Source organism: Enterobacter sp. NFIX59 (assembly GCF_900113755.1).
GTDB classification, from domain to species: domain Bacteria; phylum Pseudomonadota; class Gammaproteobacteria; order Enterobacterales; family Enterobacteriaceae; genus Enterobacter; species Enterobacter pseudoroggenkampii.
Genome location: NZ_FOQN01000007.1, coordinates 13,107 through 29,770 on the forward strand (window position 1 = coordinate 13,107; position 16,664 = coordinate 29,770).

The window sequence follows — 16,664 nt, forward strand, 5'->3', positions numbered from 1 at the left end:
TGTAATGAAAGCCTTTCGCTGGTGTGCATTAGCAGCGGTGATGCTGGCGGCGCTTCCTCTTCGCGCCGCCTGTACCTGGCCTGCCTGGGAGCAGTTTAAAAAGGACTACATCAGTGAGGGCGGGCGTGTCATTGATCCCAGTGACACGCGCAAAATTACGACCTCGGAAGGGCAAAGCTACGCCCTGTTCTTTGCCCTGGCGGCGAACGATCGCAACGCGTTTGACCAGCTGCTGACGTGGACGCGCGATAATCTTGCCAGCGGCGATCTCAACGACCATCTGCCTGCCTGGCTATGGGGTCAGAAGGATAAAGAAACGTGGGCGGTGATTGATACCAACTCCGCCTCTGACGCCGATGTCTGGATCGCCTGGTCACTGCTCGAAGCGGGTCGGCTGTGGAAACATCCGGACTATACCCGCACGGGTAAAGCGTTGCTGAAACGCATTGTCAGCGAGGAAGTGGTGAAAGTGCCGGGGCTCGGCGCAATGCTGCTTCCCGGTAAAGTCGGTTTTGCCGATGAACAGGTCTGGCGCTTTAACCCCAGCTATCTTCCTCCGCAGTTAGCGAGTTATTTCACGCGCTTTGGTTCCCCGTGGACCCAGCTTCGTGAAACCAATCTGCGCCTGCTGCTGGAGAGTGCGCCGAAAGGCTTTTCGCCGGACTGGGTGCAGTATCAGAAACACAAAGGCTGGCGGTTACAGCAGGATAAGGCGCTGGTGGGCGGCTACGACGCCATCCGCGTGTATCTCTGGGTGGGCATGATGAGTGACAACGATCCTCAGAAAGCCCGGCTGCTGACGCGCTTCCAGCCGATGGCGGCAAAGACCATGAAACGGGGTGTGCCGCCGGAGAAAGTGGATGTGGCGACGGGGAAACGCACCGGGAATGGCCCGGTCGGGTTCTCTGCCGCCATGCTGCCGTTTTTACAACAGCGTGATGCCCAGGCGGTTCAGCGCCAGCGCGTTGCGGACCATTTTCCCGATAACAATGCCTATTACAGCTACGTGCTGACTCTCTTTGGGCAAGGATGGGATCAGCATCGTTTTCGCTTCACCGCAAAAGGTGAATTAATACCGGATTGGGGCCAGGAATGCGCAAGTTCACAGTAAATCTACTCACTTTATCGCTTGGCCTGGCACTGATGCCGCTGGCTGAAGCCGCCAACTCTCCGCAGCAGAAACAGCTGCTGGAACAGGTTCGGCTGGGCGAATCGACACAGCGTGAGGATTTGGTTCGTCAGTCGCTTTATCGTCTGGAGCTGATTGACCCGAACAACCCTGACGTCATTGCCGCACGCTTTCGCTACCTGCTGCGCCAGGGCGATAACGCCGGTGCGCAAAAAGAGCTGGATCGTCTGAAAGGGATCGCGCCGGGCTCGAGTGCGTACCAGTCATCACGCAACACGATGCTGCTTTCTACCCCGGATGGCCGGCAGCAGCTCCAGCAGGCGCGACTGCTCGCCACCACGGGACACACGCAGGAGGCGATTGCCGCCTATGACAAGCTGTTTGACGGCAACCCGCCGGGCGGCGACGTGGCCACGGAATACTGGAACGTCGTGGCGAAAGATCCTGCTCGCCGAAATGCAGCCATTAACCAGCTCAAGAAAATAAACAGCAGCAGCCCAGGAAATACGCAGCTTCAGGCAACGCTGTCCCAGCTTTTGTTCCAGAGCGGACGCCGTGATGAAGGCTTTGCGGTATTGCAAGAGATGGCCAAATCCACCAATGGCCGTAACCAGGCGTCTGATATGTGGTATGACCAAATCAAAGGTCAGCCTGCCAGCAGCGCCAGCGTCAGCGCGCTGCAAAAATACCTGAGCGTATTCAGCGACGGGGATAGCGTCGCGGCGGCGCGTGCCCAGCTTGAAGCGCAGCAAAAACAGCTCGCCGATCCGGCGTTCCGCGCGAAAGCGGAAGGGCTGGCGGCGGTGGATGCCGGGCAGGGGAGTAAGGCGGTGGCGGAGCTGCAAAAAGCCGTCAGCGCCAACCATGCCGACAGTGAGGCTGTGGGGGCCCTTGGACAGGCGTATTCTCAGAAGGGCGACCGCGCCCGCGCGGTGGCACAGTTTGAAAAGGCGATTGCCCTCGATCCCCAGAGCGATAACCGGGGTAAATGGGACAGTCTTCTGAAGGTTAACCGCTACTGGCTGCTGATCCAGCAGGGCGATGCGGCGCTGAAGGCGAATAACCCGGCGCAGGCGGAGCGTTACTATCAGCAGGCACGCGGTATCGACAATACCGACAGCTATGCCGTGCTTGGGCTGGGCGACGCCGCCGCGGCACGTAAAGATAACGACGCGGCGGAACGTTATTATCGCCAGGCGCTGCGTATGGACAGTGGCAACAGCAATGCGGTTCGCGGCCTGGCCAATATTTACCGCGCGCAGTCGCCGGAGAAGGCTTCGCAGTTTATCCAGTCTCTCTCCGCCAGCCAGCGCCGGAGCATAGACGACATTGAACGTAGCCTGACCAACGAACAGCTCTCCGCCCAGGCCGAACAGCTTGAGAACCAGGGGAAATACGCGCAGGCAGCAGACATTCAGCGTCGTCGTCTGGCGCTCTCTCCCGGCGACGTGTGGATAACCTACCGTCTCTCGCGCGATCTCTACAGCGCGGGTCAGCGCAGCCAGGCGGATACCCTGATGCGTCAGCTTGCCAGCCAGAAACCGTCCGATCCGGATCAGGTGTACGCCAACGGGCTCTATCTTTCCGGAAACGATCAGGACCGCGCCGCGCTGGCGCATCTGGACACGCTGCCGCGCAGCCAGTGGAACGGCAATATTCAGGAACTTGCCGATCGCCTGCAAAGCAACCAGGTGCTGGAAACCGCCAACCGTCTGCGCGACAGCGGCAAAGAGCAGGACGCAGAGAATCTTCTTCGCCAGCAGCCGACCTCCACCCGTATCGACCTCACGCTGGCGGACTGGGCACAGCAGCGTGGCGATCTGGACTCGGCGAAAACGACGTACAATGCCGTCCTGCAGCGTGAACCGCAGAACGAAGACGCAATCCTCGGCCTGACCGAGATTTACAGCGCGCAGGGTAACAAAGATGCCGCGCGCGCAGAGCTGGCGAAACTGCCCGCCGCGCAAAACGGCCGGCCGCTGTCGCTCAATATGCAGCGCCGCATCGCGATGGCGCAGGCGGGCCTGGGCGATTCCGCTGCCGCAGAACAGACCTTCAATAAAATCATTCCGCAGGCTAAATCGCAGCCCGGCTCCATGGAAAACGCGCTGGTGTTACGTGATGCCGCGCGTTTCCAGGCGCAGAACGGGCAGCCTCAGCAGGCGCTGGAAACCTATAAAGATGCGATGGTATCGACAGGTATCACCACGACGCGTCCGGCTGACAACGACAGTTTCACCCGTCTGACGCGTAACGATGAAAAAGACGACTGGCTGAAGCGCGGCGTGCGCAGTGATGCCGGTGACCTGTATCGTCAGCAGGATGTTAACGTCACGCTGCAGCACGACTACTGGGGCTCCAGCGGCACGGGCGGTTATTCCGACCTGAAAGCGCATACCACTATGCTACAGGTGGATGCCCCGCTCTCTGATGGGCGCATGTTCTTCAGAAGCGATCTGGTCAACATGGACGCCGGTTCATTTGATAGCAAGAACGGGACTTACGACCCTAAATGGGGAACCTGCTACGAAACGCCGTGTAGCGGCAACACCCATCAGTCCGACAATGGCGCAAGCGTCGCCGTCGGCTGGCAGAATAAAACCTGGGCGATGGATATTGGCACCACGCCAATGGGCTTTGACGTCGTCGACGTGGTGGGCGGCATCAGCTACAGCAGCGATCTGGGGCCCATCGGCTATACCGTTAACGCCCATCGCCGCCCAATCTCCAGCTCTCTGCTGGCCTTCGGCGGGCAAAAAGATACCAATACCGGCACCACCTGGGGCGGCGTACGCGCCACCGGTGGCGGCGTAAGTATGAGCTATGACAAAGGGGAAGCGAACGGCGTCTGGTCAAGCCTGAACGCGGAAACGCTGACGGGTAAAAATGTGGAGGATAACTGGCGCGTCCGCTGGATGACGGGTTACTACTACAAGCTCATTAATAAAAACAATGAGCGTCTGACGGTCGGCGTCTCCAATATGCTCTGGCACTACGACAAAGACCTGAGTGGTTATACCCTGGGTCAGGGCGGCTACTACAGTCCGCAGGAGTATGTCTCCTTCGCGCTGCCGGTGACCTGGCGTAAACGCACGGAGAACTGGTCCTGGGAGCTGGGTGGCTCGGTGTCCTGGTCCCACTCCAAAACCAAAGACGAGCTGCGCTACCCGATTCAGAATCTGATCCCGACCGATGAGCCAGACCGCTATACCGACCGGGGCGCGATGGAAACCGGCAGCAGTTCTTCCGGTACGGGTTATACCGCACGGGCCATTATCGAACGCCGCGTAACGTCCAACTGGTTTGTGGGCATGGGCGTGGATATTCAGGAAGCGAAAGACTATACCCCAAGCCACGCGCTGATCTATGTGCGCTACTCTGCTGCAGGCTGGCAGGGCGATATGGACTTACCGCCGCAGCCGCTCATCCCGTACGCGGACTGGTAATCGGATTTTCCTTAATCCATTTGTAAGTCTCTCTTAATAGCGCGGCAATCGGGTATACTCAGGCGCGCCAGGTTTACACCCTGGCGCGCCCTGCGCTTCGAGTTTTGTGGAGAGTCATTTTGCGTGTCAGCCGTTCCTTAACAATCAAACAGATGGCGATGGTTTCTGCCGTCACCATGCTGTTTGTCCTGCTTTTCTGCGTAATTCTGCTGTTTCATTCCGTACAGCAGAATCGCTATAACACGGCCTCGCAGTTAGAAAGTATTGCCCGCTCGGTGCGCGGCCCGCTCTCCGCCTCGATCCTGAAAGGGGATATTCCCGAAGCGGAAACCATTTTAAAACGCATTCAGCCTGCCGGCGTCGTTAGCCGCGCCGACGTCGTCTTGCCTAACCAGTTTCAGGCGCTGCGGATGAGCTTTATCCCGGAGCGTCCCGTCCCGATGATGGTGATGCGCCTGTTTGAACTGCCGGTGCAAATTTCGCTGCCCGTTTATTCACTCGAACGCCCTGCCAATCCGCAGCCGCTGGCCTACCTGGTATTACAGGCGGACTCTTACCGCATGTATAAATTCGTCATGAGCTGGGTGGTTACGTTAGTGACCACTTGCTTACTTATGACGCTTATTCTCAGCGTGGCGCTCACCTGGTGCATTAACCGGCTGATTGTTCATCCGCTGCGCCGTATCGCCCGCGAGCTGAATACGCTTGCGCCGCAGGATCAGATGGGACATCAGCTTGAGCTACCGCGTCTGCATCATGACGATGAGATAGGCATGCTGGTGCGCAGCTACAACCTCAACCAGCAGCGCATCCAGCGTCAGCAGGATGAGTTAAACAGCAGCGCCACGCGCTTCCCGGTGTCGGAGCTTCCCAATAAAGCCTTCCTGATGGCAATGCTGGAGCAAACCGTTGAGCGCCAGCAAACCACGGCGCTGATGGTTATCGCCTGCGAAACTCTGCAGGACACGGCTGGCGTGCTCAAGGAGAGCCAGCGCGAAATGCTGCTGCTCACCCTGGTGGAAAAGATCAAATCTGTCCTTGCTCCGCGCATGGTGCTGACTCAGGTCAGCGGTTACGACCTGGTGGTGATTGCCAATGGCGTAAAAGAGCCCTGGCATGCGATCACATTAGGTCAGCAAGTACTCACTGTCATTAATGAGCGGTTGCCCATTCAGGGTATCCAGCTTCGCCCGAGTGCCAGTATCGGTATCGCCATGTACTACGGTGATTTAACGGCGGAACAGCTTTATCGTCGTGCCTTCTCGGCGGCGTTTACCGCCCGGCGCAAAGGGAAAAATCAGATCCAGTTCTTCGACCCGGAGCAGATGGAAAAGGCGCAGCAGCGCCTGACGGAAGAGAGCGATATCCTGACCGCCCTGGATAACCGCCAGTTTGCCCTCTGGCTACAGCCGCAGGTGAATTTGCTGACGGGAGAAGTGAAAAGCGCCGAGGCTCTGCTGCGTCTGCAGCAGCCGGATGGTTCATGGGAGCTGCCGGAAGGGCTGATTGAGCGCATTGAGTCCTGCGGCCTGATGGTTACCGTCGGCTACTGGGTGCTGGAGGAGTCCTGCCGTCAGCTTGCGGCCTGGCAGGAGCGCGGCGTGACGCTGCCGCTGTCGGTTAACCTGTCTGCCCTGCAGCTTATGCACCCGACCATGGTTTCAGAGATGCTGGAGCTGATCCATCGTTACCGCATCAAGCCAGATACGTTAACCCTGGAAGTGACGGAGAGCAGACGTATTGACGACCCCAATGAGGCGGTCGCGATCCTGAAGCCGCTGCGTAATGCCGGTATTCGCATTGCGCTGGACGATTTTGGCATGGGGTACGCCGGGCTGCGCCAGCTTCAGCACATGAAAACCCTTCCGGTAGATGTGCTCAAAATTGACAAAGCGTTTGTCGACGGTCTGCCGGACGACAGCAGCATGGTGCAGGCGATTATCCAGATGGCGCGCAGTCTCAACCTGCACCTTATTGCCGAGGGGATTGAAACCGACGCGCAACGCGCCTGGCTGGCAGAGGCGGGTGTGGAGAGCGGGCAAGGCTTCCTTTTTGCCCCTGCTGTTCCTTCGGATGTCTTTGAACAACGATACCTTTCTGGTGCTGACGACCCCGCAAAAGTGTAACTTTGTTGCTGGCTTGTGCGAGCCAGCTCAAAGTTCTTAACATTTGTGTTTCAAATTTGAACTGAGTTTATTTCTGTCCTGTTATGTGGGTGTTATTTTAAAGCCGCAGGTTAACCATAACCTTACAAAACCTGTGGTTTTTCTTCCCAAGGACACCTTATGAAAACCTCACTCTTCAAAAGTCTTTATTTCCAGGTCCTGACAGCCATCGCCATCGGTATTCTGCTGGGTCACTATTACCCTGAGCTGGGCGCGCAAATGAAACCGCTTGGCGACGCGTTCGTTAAGCTCATCAAAATGGTCATCGCGCCGGTGATCTTCTGTACGGTAGTCACGGGCATCGCTGGCATGGAAAGCATGAAGGCGGTCGGTCGTACCGGTGCAGTGGCGCTTCTTTATTTCGAAGTGGTCAGTACCCTTGCGCTGATTATCGGTCTGATCATCGTCAACGTGGTGCAGCCAGGCGCGGGGATGAACGTAGACCCCTCAACGCTGGATGCCAAAGCGGTCGCGGTGTATGCCGAGCAGGCGAAAGATCAGGGCGTGGTCGCCTTCCTGCTGGACGTCATTCCTGGCAGCGTCATTGGCGCGTTCGCCAGCGGAAACATCCTCCAGGTTCTGCTGTTCGCCGTGTTATTTGGTTTTGCCCTGCACCGTCTGGGCAGCAAAGGCCAGCTTATCTTTAATGTGATCGAAAGCTTCTCGCAGGTCATTTTCGGCATCATCAATATGATCATGCGCCTGGCGCCAATCGGTGCCTTCGGTGCGATGGCCTTCACCATCGGTAAATATGGCGTCGGCACGCTGGTGCAGCTGGGTCAGCTGATTATCTGCTTCTATATTACCTGTATCCTTTTCGTGGTGGTGGTGCTGGGCTCCATCGCCCGCGCGACAGGTTTCAACATCTTCAAATTTATCCGTTACATCCGTGAAGAACTGCTGATTGTTCTGGGGACCTCCTCTTCAGAATCGGCGCTGCCGCGTATGCTCGACAAGATGGAGAAACTCGGGTGTCGTAAATCGGTGGTCGGGCTGGTGATCCCGACGGGCTACTCCTTCAACCTGGACGGCACCTCGATATACCTGACGATGGCGGCCGTATTTATCGCTCAGGCGACCAACAGCCATATGGATATTTTCCATCAGATTACCCTGCTGGTGGTGCTCCTGCTCTCCTCTAAAGGTGCGGCAGGCGTAACGGGCAGCGGCTTTATCGTGCTGGCAGCCACCATTTCTGCTGTGGGTCACCTGCCGGTGGCGGGTCTGGCGTTGATTCTGGGTATTGACCGCTTCATGTCTGAGGCGCGTGCGTTAACCAACCTGGTGGGTAACGGCGTGGCAACGGTGGTGGTGGCGAAATGGGTGAAAGAGCTGGATCACAAAAAGCTCGACGATACTCTGAATAATCGTTCAACTGACAGCAAAAATCCTGGCTTATCCTCTTAAACTTGTCACAAATGCCCGTATTCCCTTGTGGGGATGCGGGCTCCTGCGCATAATAACTGTTCATACCTGTCATAATTCGACAAGATTTTTTTTGGGTATATTTCACTTCGGACCGTGACGTTTTGCCGAACGCGCGGTCTAATCGACGTGTTTTCATCGTCATCTTTAAGAGTGAAGCGCGTCGCGAGGCACTCTTTTTTAACCAGGAATGTTGATCAGGGGTTCACATGCAGGGCACAAAAATTCGACTCTTAACCGGCGGTTTGCTGATGATGGCAGCAGCCAGTTATGTGCAGGCAGATGCGCTCCAGCCAGACCCGGCCTGGCAACAAGGGACATTAGCGAACGGTTTTCAATGGCAGGTCTTAGCCACGCCGCAACGTCCCAGCGATCGTATTGAAATCCGTCTGTCTGTTAATACCGGTTCCCTCACGGAAAGCACCCAGCAAACCGGTTTCAGCCACTTTATTCCCCGGCTGGCGCTCACTCAGAGCGGCAGCCTGCAAGCGGTTCAGGTGCGTTCACTCTGGCAGCAGGCCATCGATCCGAAACGCCCACTTCCCCCGGCTGTTGTCTCGTATGACTACACCATGTTTAACCTGAGCCTGCCAAACAACCGTAACGACCTGCTTAAAGAAGCGCTGACGTATCTCTCCGATGCCTCTGGCAATCTGGCGATCACGCCGGACACCGTCAACTATGCGTTGAGTAACAGCGACATGGTGGCAACCTGGCCTGGGGATACCAAAGAGGGCTGGTGGCGTTACCGCCTGAAGGGCTCAACGTTACTGGGACATGATCCGGCCGAACCGCTGAAACAGCCGGTGGACGCCGAACAGGTGAAATCGTTCTATCAGAAGTGGTACACCCCGGACGCGATGACGCTGATCGTGGTGGGTAACGTGGACAGCCGCGCGGTGGTGGAGCAGATCAACAAAGCGTTTGGCGATCTGAAAGGCAAGCGTGAAACGCCAGCCCCTGTCCCGACGCTCTCTCCGCTGCGTGCAGAGCCTGTCAGCATTATGACGGACACCGTGCGTCAGGATCGCCTCTCCGTCATGTGGGATAACGCCTGGCAGCCCATCCGTGAGTCTGCGGCGATGTTACGCTACTGGCGTGCCGATCTGGCACGTGAAGCGCTGTTCTGGCACGTCCAGCAGACGCTGAGTAAGAACAATGTGAAGAATATTGGTCTTGGCTTTGACTGCCGCGTGCTGTTCCAGCGTGCGCAATGTGCCATCAACGTTGAATCACCGGGCGATAAGCTAAATGCCAATCTGGGTGTGGTCGCGAAAGAGCTGGCAAAAGTGCGTAAAGAGGGGCTTTCCGAAGAGGAATTCAATGCTCTCGTGGCGCAGAAAAAACTCGAGCTGCAGAAGCTGTTTGCGACCTACGCTCGTGCCGATACCGACATTCTGATCAGCCAGCGTATTCGTTCCCTGCAGAATCAGGTGGTGGACATTGCGCCGGAACAGTATCAGAAGCTTCGTCAGGACTTCCTGAACGGTCTGACCGTCGATATGCTCAATCAGGACCTCCGTCAGCAGCTGTCGCAGGAGATGGCGTTGATCCTTCTGCAACCGAAGGGCGAGCCGGAATATGACATGAAGGAACTTCAGACGACCTGGGATGCCATTATGGCTACCGCGCCGCAGCCAGCGCAGGCCGTCACGGCGGATGATTTACATCCGGACGCGACGGATATCCCGCAAGGGCAGTAATGCAAACATTCCCTCTCCCTGTGGGAGAGGGTTAGGGTGAGGGCATCAGCCCGCACCCTACTTAAACAGGCATCGCTTCGCGCGGAATAATCGCCCCGCGATACTGAATCACCGTGCTGGCCGTCAGGTGCCCGCGCTGTGCCGCCGCTTCCGGCGTTCCACCCGTCAGGCGTACCGCCAGATAGCCCGCGCTGAATGAATCACCCGCCGCCGTGGTATCAATCACTTTCTCTTTGGCAAGCTTCACTGCCGGAACGTCAACCAGCGCTTCACCCGCCACCGCGACCAGGCACGAATCCGCACCGCGCTTAATCACCACTTCGCTCACGCCTGCCGCCTGCGTGCGCGCAATTACGTCATCTACCGGCTTTTCACCCCACAGGGCGTCTTCATCGTCGAGCGTCAGGAAGGCGATATCGGTGCACTGCAGCATCTGCTGATAGACCTGCTGCGTCTCTTCGCGGCTGGCCCACAGGCGCGGGCGGTAGTTGTTATCGAAAATAACCTTACCGCCGTTGGCACGGCATTCGCGCAGCAGCGAGAGCAGCTTGTCTCGGCTGGCGGGGCTTAAAATCGCCAGGCTAATGCCGCTCAGATAGAGATAGTCAAAAGTCGCCAGCTCTTCGCAGATGGCCGCGGCCGCGTCGCTCTCCAGCCAGAATTTGGCTGCGGCTTCGTTGCGCCAGTAATAAAACGTGCGTTCGCCTGTACTGTCGGTTTCGATGTAATAAAGCCCCGGGAGGCGGTTTTCCATACGCTGAATCAGCGACGTTTCAACATGTTCACTCTGCCAGGCCTCCTGCATTTGCTGGCTGAAGCTGTCCGTACCCAGGGCGGTAACGTAGTTCACGGTGAGCGCCTCAGGCGCGACCTGACGGGCAATATAAACGGACGTGTTTAACGTATCGCCACCAAATCCGCGGCTGACTTCCGCGCCTTTTTGTGACAGCTCAATCATGCATTCGCCAATCACGGCAATTTTTTTGGACATAGTCGTGAACCTGAACAGAAGAATTATCAGCAGTGTGCGCTGAGTGAATTAACCGGTCAACTATATTAAAACAACGTTCCATTATTTTTTTTGAGCCAGCGCGTGTTCCCGCGCATTTCTGTCATCTTAATTTCATTTTCCGGGTGAATTGAACATAAAGTTCTCAATTGTCGCGCCGATAATCCTGTGACGAGTCCAGAAAGGCTATCCCAACAACAGGACATCTGAAATGAAGTCAGAGCAGGTTATCCAGCGGCTGAGCACTACGCCTGAGGCAAGTATTGAGAACTTGCAGGAGCATCGCTACTGGCTGCAATGTGAGCGTGCGTACACCTATCAGCCGATCTACCGAACAGATGGTCGACTGATGGCCATCGAAATTTTGACCGTCGTTACGCACCCCTCAAACCCTACTCAGCGCATCGCGCCGGATCGCTATTTTGCCGAAGTTGCCGTTCGCCAGCGTCTGGACGTGCTGGAAGAGCAGCTTCGCATGCTGGCAACGAAGCACGCCTTTTTCGAACAGCACGATATCCTCGCCTCGGTGAACGTCGATGGCCCAACCCTGCTGGCGCTGCGCCAGAACGCGAAATTGCAGGAGCTGATCGCCACCCTGCCGTGGATGCGCTTTGAGCTGGTGGAGCATGTCCGTTTGCCGCAGGACTCCTCGTTTGCTTCGATATGCGAATACGGCCCGCTGTGGCTGGATGACTTTGGCACCGGCATGGCGAACTTCTCCGCCCTGAGTGAAGTGCGCTACGACTACATTAAAGTGGCCCGCGATCTGTTCATTATGCTGCGTCAGACCCCGGAAGGGCGGAATCTGTTTACGCTGTTATTACAGCTGATGAACCGCTATTGCCAGGGCGTGATTGTTGAAGGTGTGGAAACGCTGGAAGAGTGGCGCGATGTGCAAAACTCTCCCGCAGCGGCGGCGCAAGGCTACTATCTCTCTCGCCCGGTACCCATGGATCGCCTCGATAACGTCATAACGACCCTCTGATAAACCCGCTTCCCTTTGTCTGGACTATAGTTTTACAGGACAGGTCATCAGGAAAGGGGATAAAAATGACAAGAACAACCAGGGTAATCTCCTGGACAGCAGGGATTTTCTTGTTGTTGATCGTGGTTGTCGCCATCATTATTGCGACGTTTGACTGGAACCGTCTCAAGCCGACCATCAACCAGAAAGTCTCAACCGAGCTGAACCGCCCCTTCGCCATACGGGGTGATTTGGGGGTGGTATGGGAACGCCAGAAAGAGGAGCCCGGCTGGCGAAGCTGGATCCCCTGGCCACATATCCATGCTGACGACATCATTCTCGGCAACCCGCCGGATATCCCGGACGTCACTATGATCCACCTGCCGCGGGTTGAAGCCACGCTGGCTCCGCTGGCACTCTTCACCAAAACGGTCTATCTGCCGTGGATCAAACTTCAGCAGCCCGATGCGCGCCTGATCCGCCTCTCCGAAAAAAACAACAACTGGACGTTTAGCCTGGCCAGCGACAGCGAAAAAGATCCGAATGCCCAGCCTTCTTCCTGGTCATTCCGTCTCGACAATATTCTCTTCGATCGCGGGCGGATCGCCATCGACGATAAGGTCAGCAAGGCGGATGTGGAGATCCTGGTCGATCCGCTGGGCAAGCCGCTGCCGTTCAGCGAGGTCACGGGGACGAAAGCGAAAGGTGATGCGGCAAGCGTGGGCGACTATGTCTTCGGCCTGACGGCAAAAGGACGCTATAACGACCAGCCGCTCAGCGGTAAAGGGAAAATAGGCGGCATGCTGGCGCTACGGAGCGAAGGCACGCCGTTCCCGGTGCAGGCGGACTTCCGTTCCGGTAACACCCGCGTGGCGTTCGTGGGCACGGTCAACGACCCGATGAACATGGGCGGCGTTGATCTTCAGCTTAAATTTGCCGGTGATTCGCTGGGCGAGCTGTATGAACTGACCGGCGTACTGCTGCCGGATACCCCACCGTTCGAAACGGACGGGCATCTGGTCGCCAAAATCGATACCGAAAAAGCGTCCGTTTTTGACTACCGTGATTTTAACGGCCGCATCGGCGACAGCGATATCCACGGCTCGCTGACCTACACCACTGGAAAACCGAGGCCGAAGCTGGAAGGGGACGTTGAGTCCCGACAGCTGCGTCTGGCCGACTTAGGCCCGTTGATAGGTATCGACTCCGGTAAAGGTACGAAGTCAAAAGAGGTGAAGAAAGATCCTCAGCCTGCCGGCAAAGTGCTGCCTTATGAACGTTTTGAGACGGATAAATGGAACGTGATGGATGCGGATGTGCGCTTCAAAGGCGGAAAAATTGAACATGGCAGTACGCTGCCGATAAGCAATCTTACGACCCATATCCTCCTTAAAAGCGCCGACCTGCGTCTGCAGCCGCTGAAGTTTGGCATGGCGGGCGGGACGATCTCCTCGAACATTCACCTGGAAGGCGATAAGAAGCCGATGCAGGGACGGGCGGAGATTCAGGCGCGTCGATTGAAGCTGAAAGAGCTGATGCCGAACGTCGAGTTGATGCAGAAAACCCTCGGTGAAATGAACGGTGATGCCGATATTCGCGGCGTGGGGAACTCGGTTGCGGCGCTGCTGGGCAGCGGCAATGGTAACCTGAAGCTGCTGATGAACGACGGGCTGGTGAGCCGCAACCTGATGGAGATCCTGGGGCTGAACGTCGGTAACTACGTCATCGGGCAAATCTTCGGTGATGACGAGGTGCGTGTGAACTGCGCGGCGGCCAATCTGGATCTGGTTAACGGCGTGGCGCGCCCGCAGATTTTTGCCTTTGACACGGAAAACGCGGTGATTAACGTGACCGGTACCGCCAGCATGGCCTCGGAGCAGCTTGATCTGACGATTGACCCGGAAAGTAAGGGGATTCGTATCATCACCCTGCGCTCGCCGCTTTACGTGCGCGGGACCTTCAAAAATCCGCAGGCGGGCGTGAAGCCCGGACCGCTGATTGCGCGTGGCGCAGTGGCTGCGGCGCTTGCGACGCTGGTCACTCCAGCCGCAGCGCTGCTGGCCTTGATTTCGCCGTCAGAAGGCGAGGCGAATCAGTGTCGGACCATTTTGTCGCAGATGAAGAAGTAACGCCTTTCTCCCTCTCCCTGTGGGAGAGGGCCGGGGTGAGGGCATCAGGCCGCACGCAGTGAATTACAGAGCCTGGTGCTTCGTCTCGTGCGTCAGCAGCAGCGCAATCAGCGTCAGCCCCGCCATTGCCGCCAGATAAACCCCCACATAGAACAGACCATAGTTTGCCTGCAGCCAGGTGGCGATATACGGCGCAACGGACGCGCCCAGAATAGACGAGACGTTGTAAGAGAACGACGCGCCGGTATAGCGCACTTCCGTCGGGAACAGCTCAGGCAGCAGCGCACCCATCGGGCCGAAGGTCAGCCCCATCAGGCTCAGGCCAATCAGCAGATAGGCCATCACCAGCGCCGGGCTACCGGAACCCAGCAGCGGCGGGAAGACGAACAGGGCAAACAGAATGATCAGCGTGGTGATGGTAATCATGCTCGCGCGGCGACCGAACTTATCCGCCAGCAGGCCCGCAATCGGAACCATCACGCCAAACCCGATCACCGCCATCATCAGCATCCACAGCACTTCGTTACGCGGCAGACCCAGCCCAACCGGCGCGGCGGCGGTACTGAAGGTCATGGAGTAAACGGTCATGATGTAGAACAGCGTATAGGTTGCCAGCATGATGAACGTGCCCAGCACGGTCACGCGGACGTGTTTGGTCAGCAGCGTACCCAGCGGCACTTTCACCTGCTTGTTCGCCGCGGCCACTTTTGCGAAAACTGGGGTCTCATGCAGAGAAACGCGCACATACAGGCCAATCAGCACCAGCACGGCTGAGAAGATAAACGGAATACGCCAGCCCCAGCTCATGAACTGTTCATCCGTCAGCAGCCAGGAGAGCAGCAGGAACGTCCCGTTGGCAAAGAAGAAGCCAATCGGTGCGCCCAGCTGCGGGAATGAGCCATACAGCGCGCGCTTGCGTGCCGGGGCGTTCTCGGTGGCCAGCAGCGCCGCGCCGCCCCATTCGCCGCCAAGGCCCAGACCCTGACCAAAACGCGCCAGCGCCAGCAGGACCGGCGCCAGAATGCCGATGGTCTCATACGTAGGCAGCAGGCCGATGGCCACGGTGGAGATGCCCATCGTCAGCAGCGAGGCCACCAGGGTGACTTTGCGGCCAATGCGATCGCCAAAGTGTCCAAACAGCGCAGAGCCAATCGGACGCGCAACAAACGCGATAGCAAAGGTCGCCAGAGACTGCAGCGTGGCCGCCGTCGGATCGCCCTGCGGGAAGAAAATATGCGGGAAGACGATGACCGCGGCGGTGGCATAAATATAAAAGTCGAAGAACTCAATGGCGGTGCCAATCAGCGATGCGACGACAACTTTATTGCGCGAGTTTACCGGAACGTTTTCCGTTCCTGAGTCGAGTGTGGTGGCGGTTGCTTGCATAATATTTTCTTATTTTTGTCGAACGAAAGGCCATATTACGCACAGCAAAAGCGACATTTCAATCTGTAACAAAGCCGCGTGCTGGTGATAAAAGCAACAAAAAGCGGATAATTTTCAGGCCAGCCAAAACAGGTCTATGAAATGCTTCACAGATTTTAAATATCAGTCAATAAAACTGGTTTTCGGTTAAATAAAAGTTACAGGCTGGATTTATATGCTGAAATGATGAATCGGGCTGAAATTTCAGCCCGAGAGTGGGGTTACCGGTGCGTTTTGCCCGGCATTCGCGGGTCGTCTTTATACTCGGCAGTGGCAATCCACGCCGCGCAGAACAGGGTCAAACGCGCGAAGAAGTAGAAGAACGCCATCAGCCCCAGCACCGAGCCAAACGCCGCACCGGAAGGGGATTTAACCAGTGACGGTAAGGTGTAGGTCATCACGATTTTGATCGCTTCAAAGCCGATCGCCGCGATCAACGTGCCGCGGATCAGCGCCTTCTTGCGCGGACGATGGCGGGGCAGACGCCAGAAGATCCAGAAGAACAGCAGGTAATTGGCGAAGATGGAAATGGCCAGACCAATGCTGCGCCAGGCGGGCTTCAGCCATTCGATGTAATCAAGGTAAAGCGCGGAGATGATCATCTGCTGCGCCGAGCCTGCCACGGAGGTAATAGAAAGCGTTACGATGAGCGCGACAAGCAGGCCAATCAGCGAAACAAAATCGCGGAGGTACTTAACCCAAATTTTCTCCTGGTCCTGCGGCTTACGCTCCCAGACATCGCGCGACTGGGCGCGAATGGCCTCGCGCAGGTTGCCCATCCAGTTAACGCCGGAGTAAAGGGCAATCAGCAAGCCGACGATACCGACGGTAGTACGCTGCTGCACGGCGGTATTGATGGTGCTTTTGAGCGTGCTGGCAAGGGTCGGGTCGCTGACGTTATTCAGGATCTTATTGAAGATATCCTGCAGCAGCGTCGGGTGTGAGGCGAGCACAAAACCGGCCGCCGCAAACGACACCATCAGGATCGGGATCATCGACAGGAAGGAAAAATAGGTGATGGCGGCACCAAACTGGTTTCCCATGCGGTCATTAAAGCGTTCGGTCGCGCGTATCAGATGCGCAATCATGGGAAACTGCTGAATTCTGGCGACAATGCCGGTGACGGTCCCCAGCGCTTTGCTGGCGGTACCAGGGGACCTGGCCTCTTCAGGCCCGGTTTCCATCTTTTTGACGGGCTCATACTCTAAATGTTGGGTGGGTCGTTGCGGGTTGTTTTCCGGCGTCACGCGTCTTTTCCTTTTCGTTTGG

At 57.1% G+C, this 16,664-nt stretch carries 10 protein-coding genes; 7 read left to right on the forward strand and 3 right to left on the reverse strand.

Annotated elements, in window-relative coordinates; all coding sequences use genetic code 11:
* Positions 1 to 4 precede the first annotated feature (4 nt).
* The 5 genes from bcsZ to BM007_RS19605 all read left to right on the forward strand — a co-directional run bounded on the left by bcsZ (position 5) and on the right by BM007_RS19605 (position 9,868).
* A complete protein-coding gene (gene bcsZ, locus BM007_RS19585; protein WP_090420497.1) occupies positions 5 to 1,111 on the forward strand; it encodes a cellulose synthase complex periplasmic endoglucanase BcsZ in 1,107 nt (368 codons plus the stop codon).
* Positions 1,093 to 4,575 carry a cellulose synthase complex outer membrane protein BcsC gene (bcsC, locus tag BM007_RS19590; protein ID WP_090420500.1) on the forward strand — a complete coding sequence of 1,161 codons (3,483 nt, stop codon included), beginning with the start codon at positions 1,093 to 1,095 and terminating at the stop codon, positions 4,573 to 4,575. The genes bcsZ and bcsC overlap by 19 nt, the downstream gene beginning before the upstream one ends.
* Before the next feature lie 119 nt (positions 4,576 to 4,694).
* Positions 4,695 to 6,701: a biofilm formation regulator HmsP gene (gene hmsP, locus BM007_RS19595; protein WP_024908830.1), complete on the forward strand. Its 2,007-nt coding sequence runs from the start codon at positions 4,695 to 4,697 to the stop codon at positions 6,699 to 6,701.
* A 159-nt stretch (positions 6,702 to 6,860) separates the two neighbouring features.
* On the forward strand, positions 6,861 to 8,147 hold the full coding sequence (locus tag BM007_RS19600; RefSeq protein ID WP_023333768.1) for a dicarboxylate/amino acid:cation symporter: 1,287 nt from the start codon (positions 6,861 to 6,863) through the stop codon (positions 8,145 to 8,147).
* 227 nt (positions 8,148 to 8,374) lie between these two features.
* Complete coding sequence (locus BM007_RS19605) at positions 8,375 to 9,868, forward strand: M16 family metallopeptidase (protein ID WP_090420503.1); 1,494 nt, start codon at positions 8,375 to 8,377, stop codon at positions 9,866 to 9,868.
* A 61-nt stretch (positions 9,869 to 9,929) separates the two neighbouring features.
* Here the strand turns inward: BM007_RS19605 and BM007_RS19610 are convergent, their stop codons facing one another.
* Positions 9,930 to 10,859, reverse strand: coding sequence for a 2-dehydro-3-deoxygluconokinase (locus BM007_RS19610; protein ID WP_090420507.1), 930 nt, complete (start codon positions 10,857 to 10,859; stop codon positions 9,930 to 9,932).
* A gap of 229 nt (positions 10,860 to 11,088) precedes the next feature.
* Between BM007_RS19610 and pdeH the strand changes: the two genes are divergently transcribed.
* Complete coding sequence (pdeH, locus tag BM007_RS19615; RefSeq protein WP_024908833.1) at positions 11,089 to 11,862, forward strand: cyclic-guanylate-specific phosphodiesterase; 774 nt, start codon at positions 11,089 to 11,091, stop codon at positions 11,860 to 11,862.
* A gap of 65 nt (positions 11,863 to 11,927) precedes the next feature.
* On the forward strand, positions 11,928 to 13,970 hold the full coding sequence (locus tag BM007_RS19620; protein WP_048992961.1) for an AsmA family protein: 2,043 nt from the start codon (positions 11,928 to 11,930) through the stop codon (positions 13,968 to 13,970).
* A 63-nt stretch (positions 13,971 to 14,033) separates the two neighbouring features.
* Here BM007_RS19620 and BM007_RS19625 read toward each other — a convergent pair whose 3' ends face one another.
* Together BM007_RS19625 and yhjD are read right to left on the reverse strand one after the other, a co-directional pair.
* Positions 14,034 to 15,356 (reverse strand): MFS transporter, encoded by a 1,323-nt coding sequence (locus BM007_RS19625; protein ID WP_024908835.1) that lies wholly within the window; start codon positions 15,354 to 15,356, stop codon positions 14,034 to 14,036.
* Positions 15,357 to 15,616: 260 nt separating this feature from the next.
* The gene (gene yhjD, locus BM007_RS19630; protein WP_032648228.1) at positions 15,617 to 16,642 is read right to left on the reverse strand and encodes an inner membrane protein YhjD; all 1,026 of its coding nucleotides are present in this window, start codon (positions 16,640 to 16,642) and stop codon (positions 15,617 to 15,619) included.
* Positions 16,643 to 16,664: the final 22 nt, after the last annotated feature.

Coding starts and splice junctions, on each gene's coding strand:
- bcsZ (WP_090420497.1), top strand. CDS start 5: ATGAAAGCCTTTCGCTGGTGTGCATTAGCAGCGGTGATGCTGGCGGCG.
- bcsC (WP_090420500.1), top strand. CDS start 1,093: ATGCGCAAGTTCACAGTAAATCTACTCACTTTATCGCTTGGCCTGGCA.
- BM007_RS19600 (WP_023333768.1), top strand. CDS start 6,861: ATGAAAACCTCACTCTTCAAAAGTCTTTATTTCCAGGTCCTGACAGCC.
- BM007_RS19605 (WP_090420503.1), top strand. CDS start 8,375: ATGCAGGGCACAAAAATTCGACTCTTAACCGGCGGTTTGCTGATGATG.
- BM007_RS19610 (WP_090420507.1), bottom strand. CDS start 10,859: ATGTCCAAAAAAATTGCCGTGATTGGCGAATGCATGATTGAGCTGTCA.
- pdeH (WP_024908833.1), top strand. CDS start 11,089: ATGAAGTCAGAGCAGGTTATCCAGCGGCTGAGCACTACGCCTGAGGCA.
- BM007_RS19620 (WP_048992961.1), top strand. CDS start 11,928: ATGACAAGAACAACCAGGGTAATCTCCTGGACAGCAGGGATTTTCTTG.
- BM007_RS19625 (WP_024908835.1), bottom strand. CDS start 15,356: ATGCAAGCAACCGCCACCACACTCGACTCAGGAACGGAAAACGTTCCG.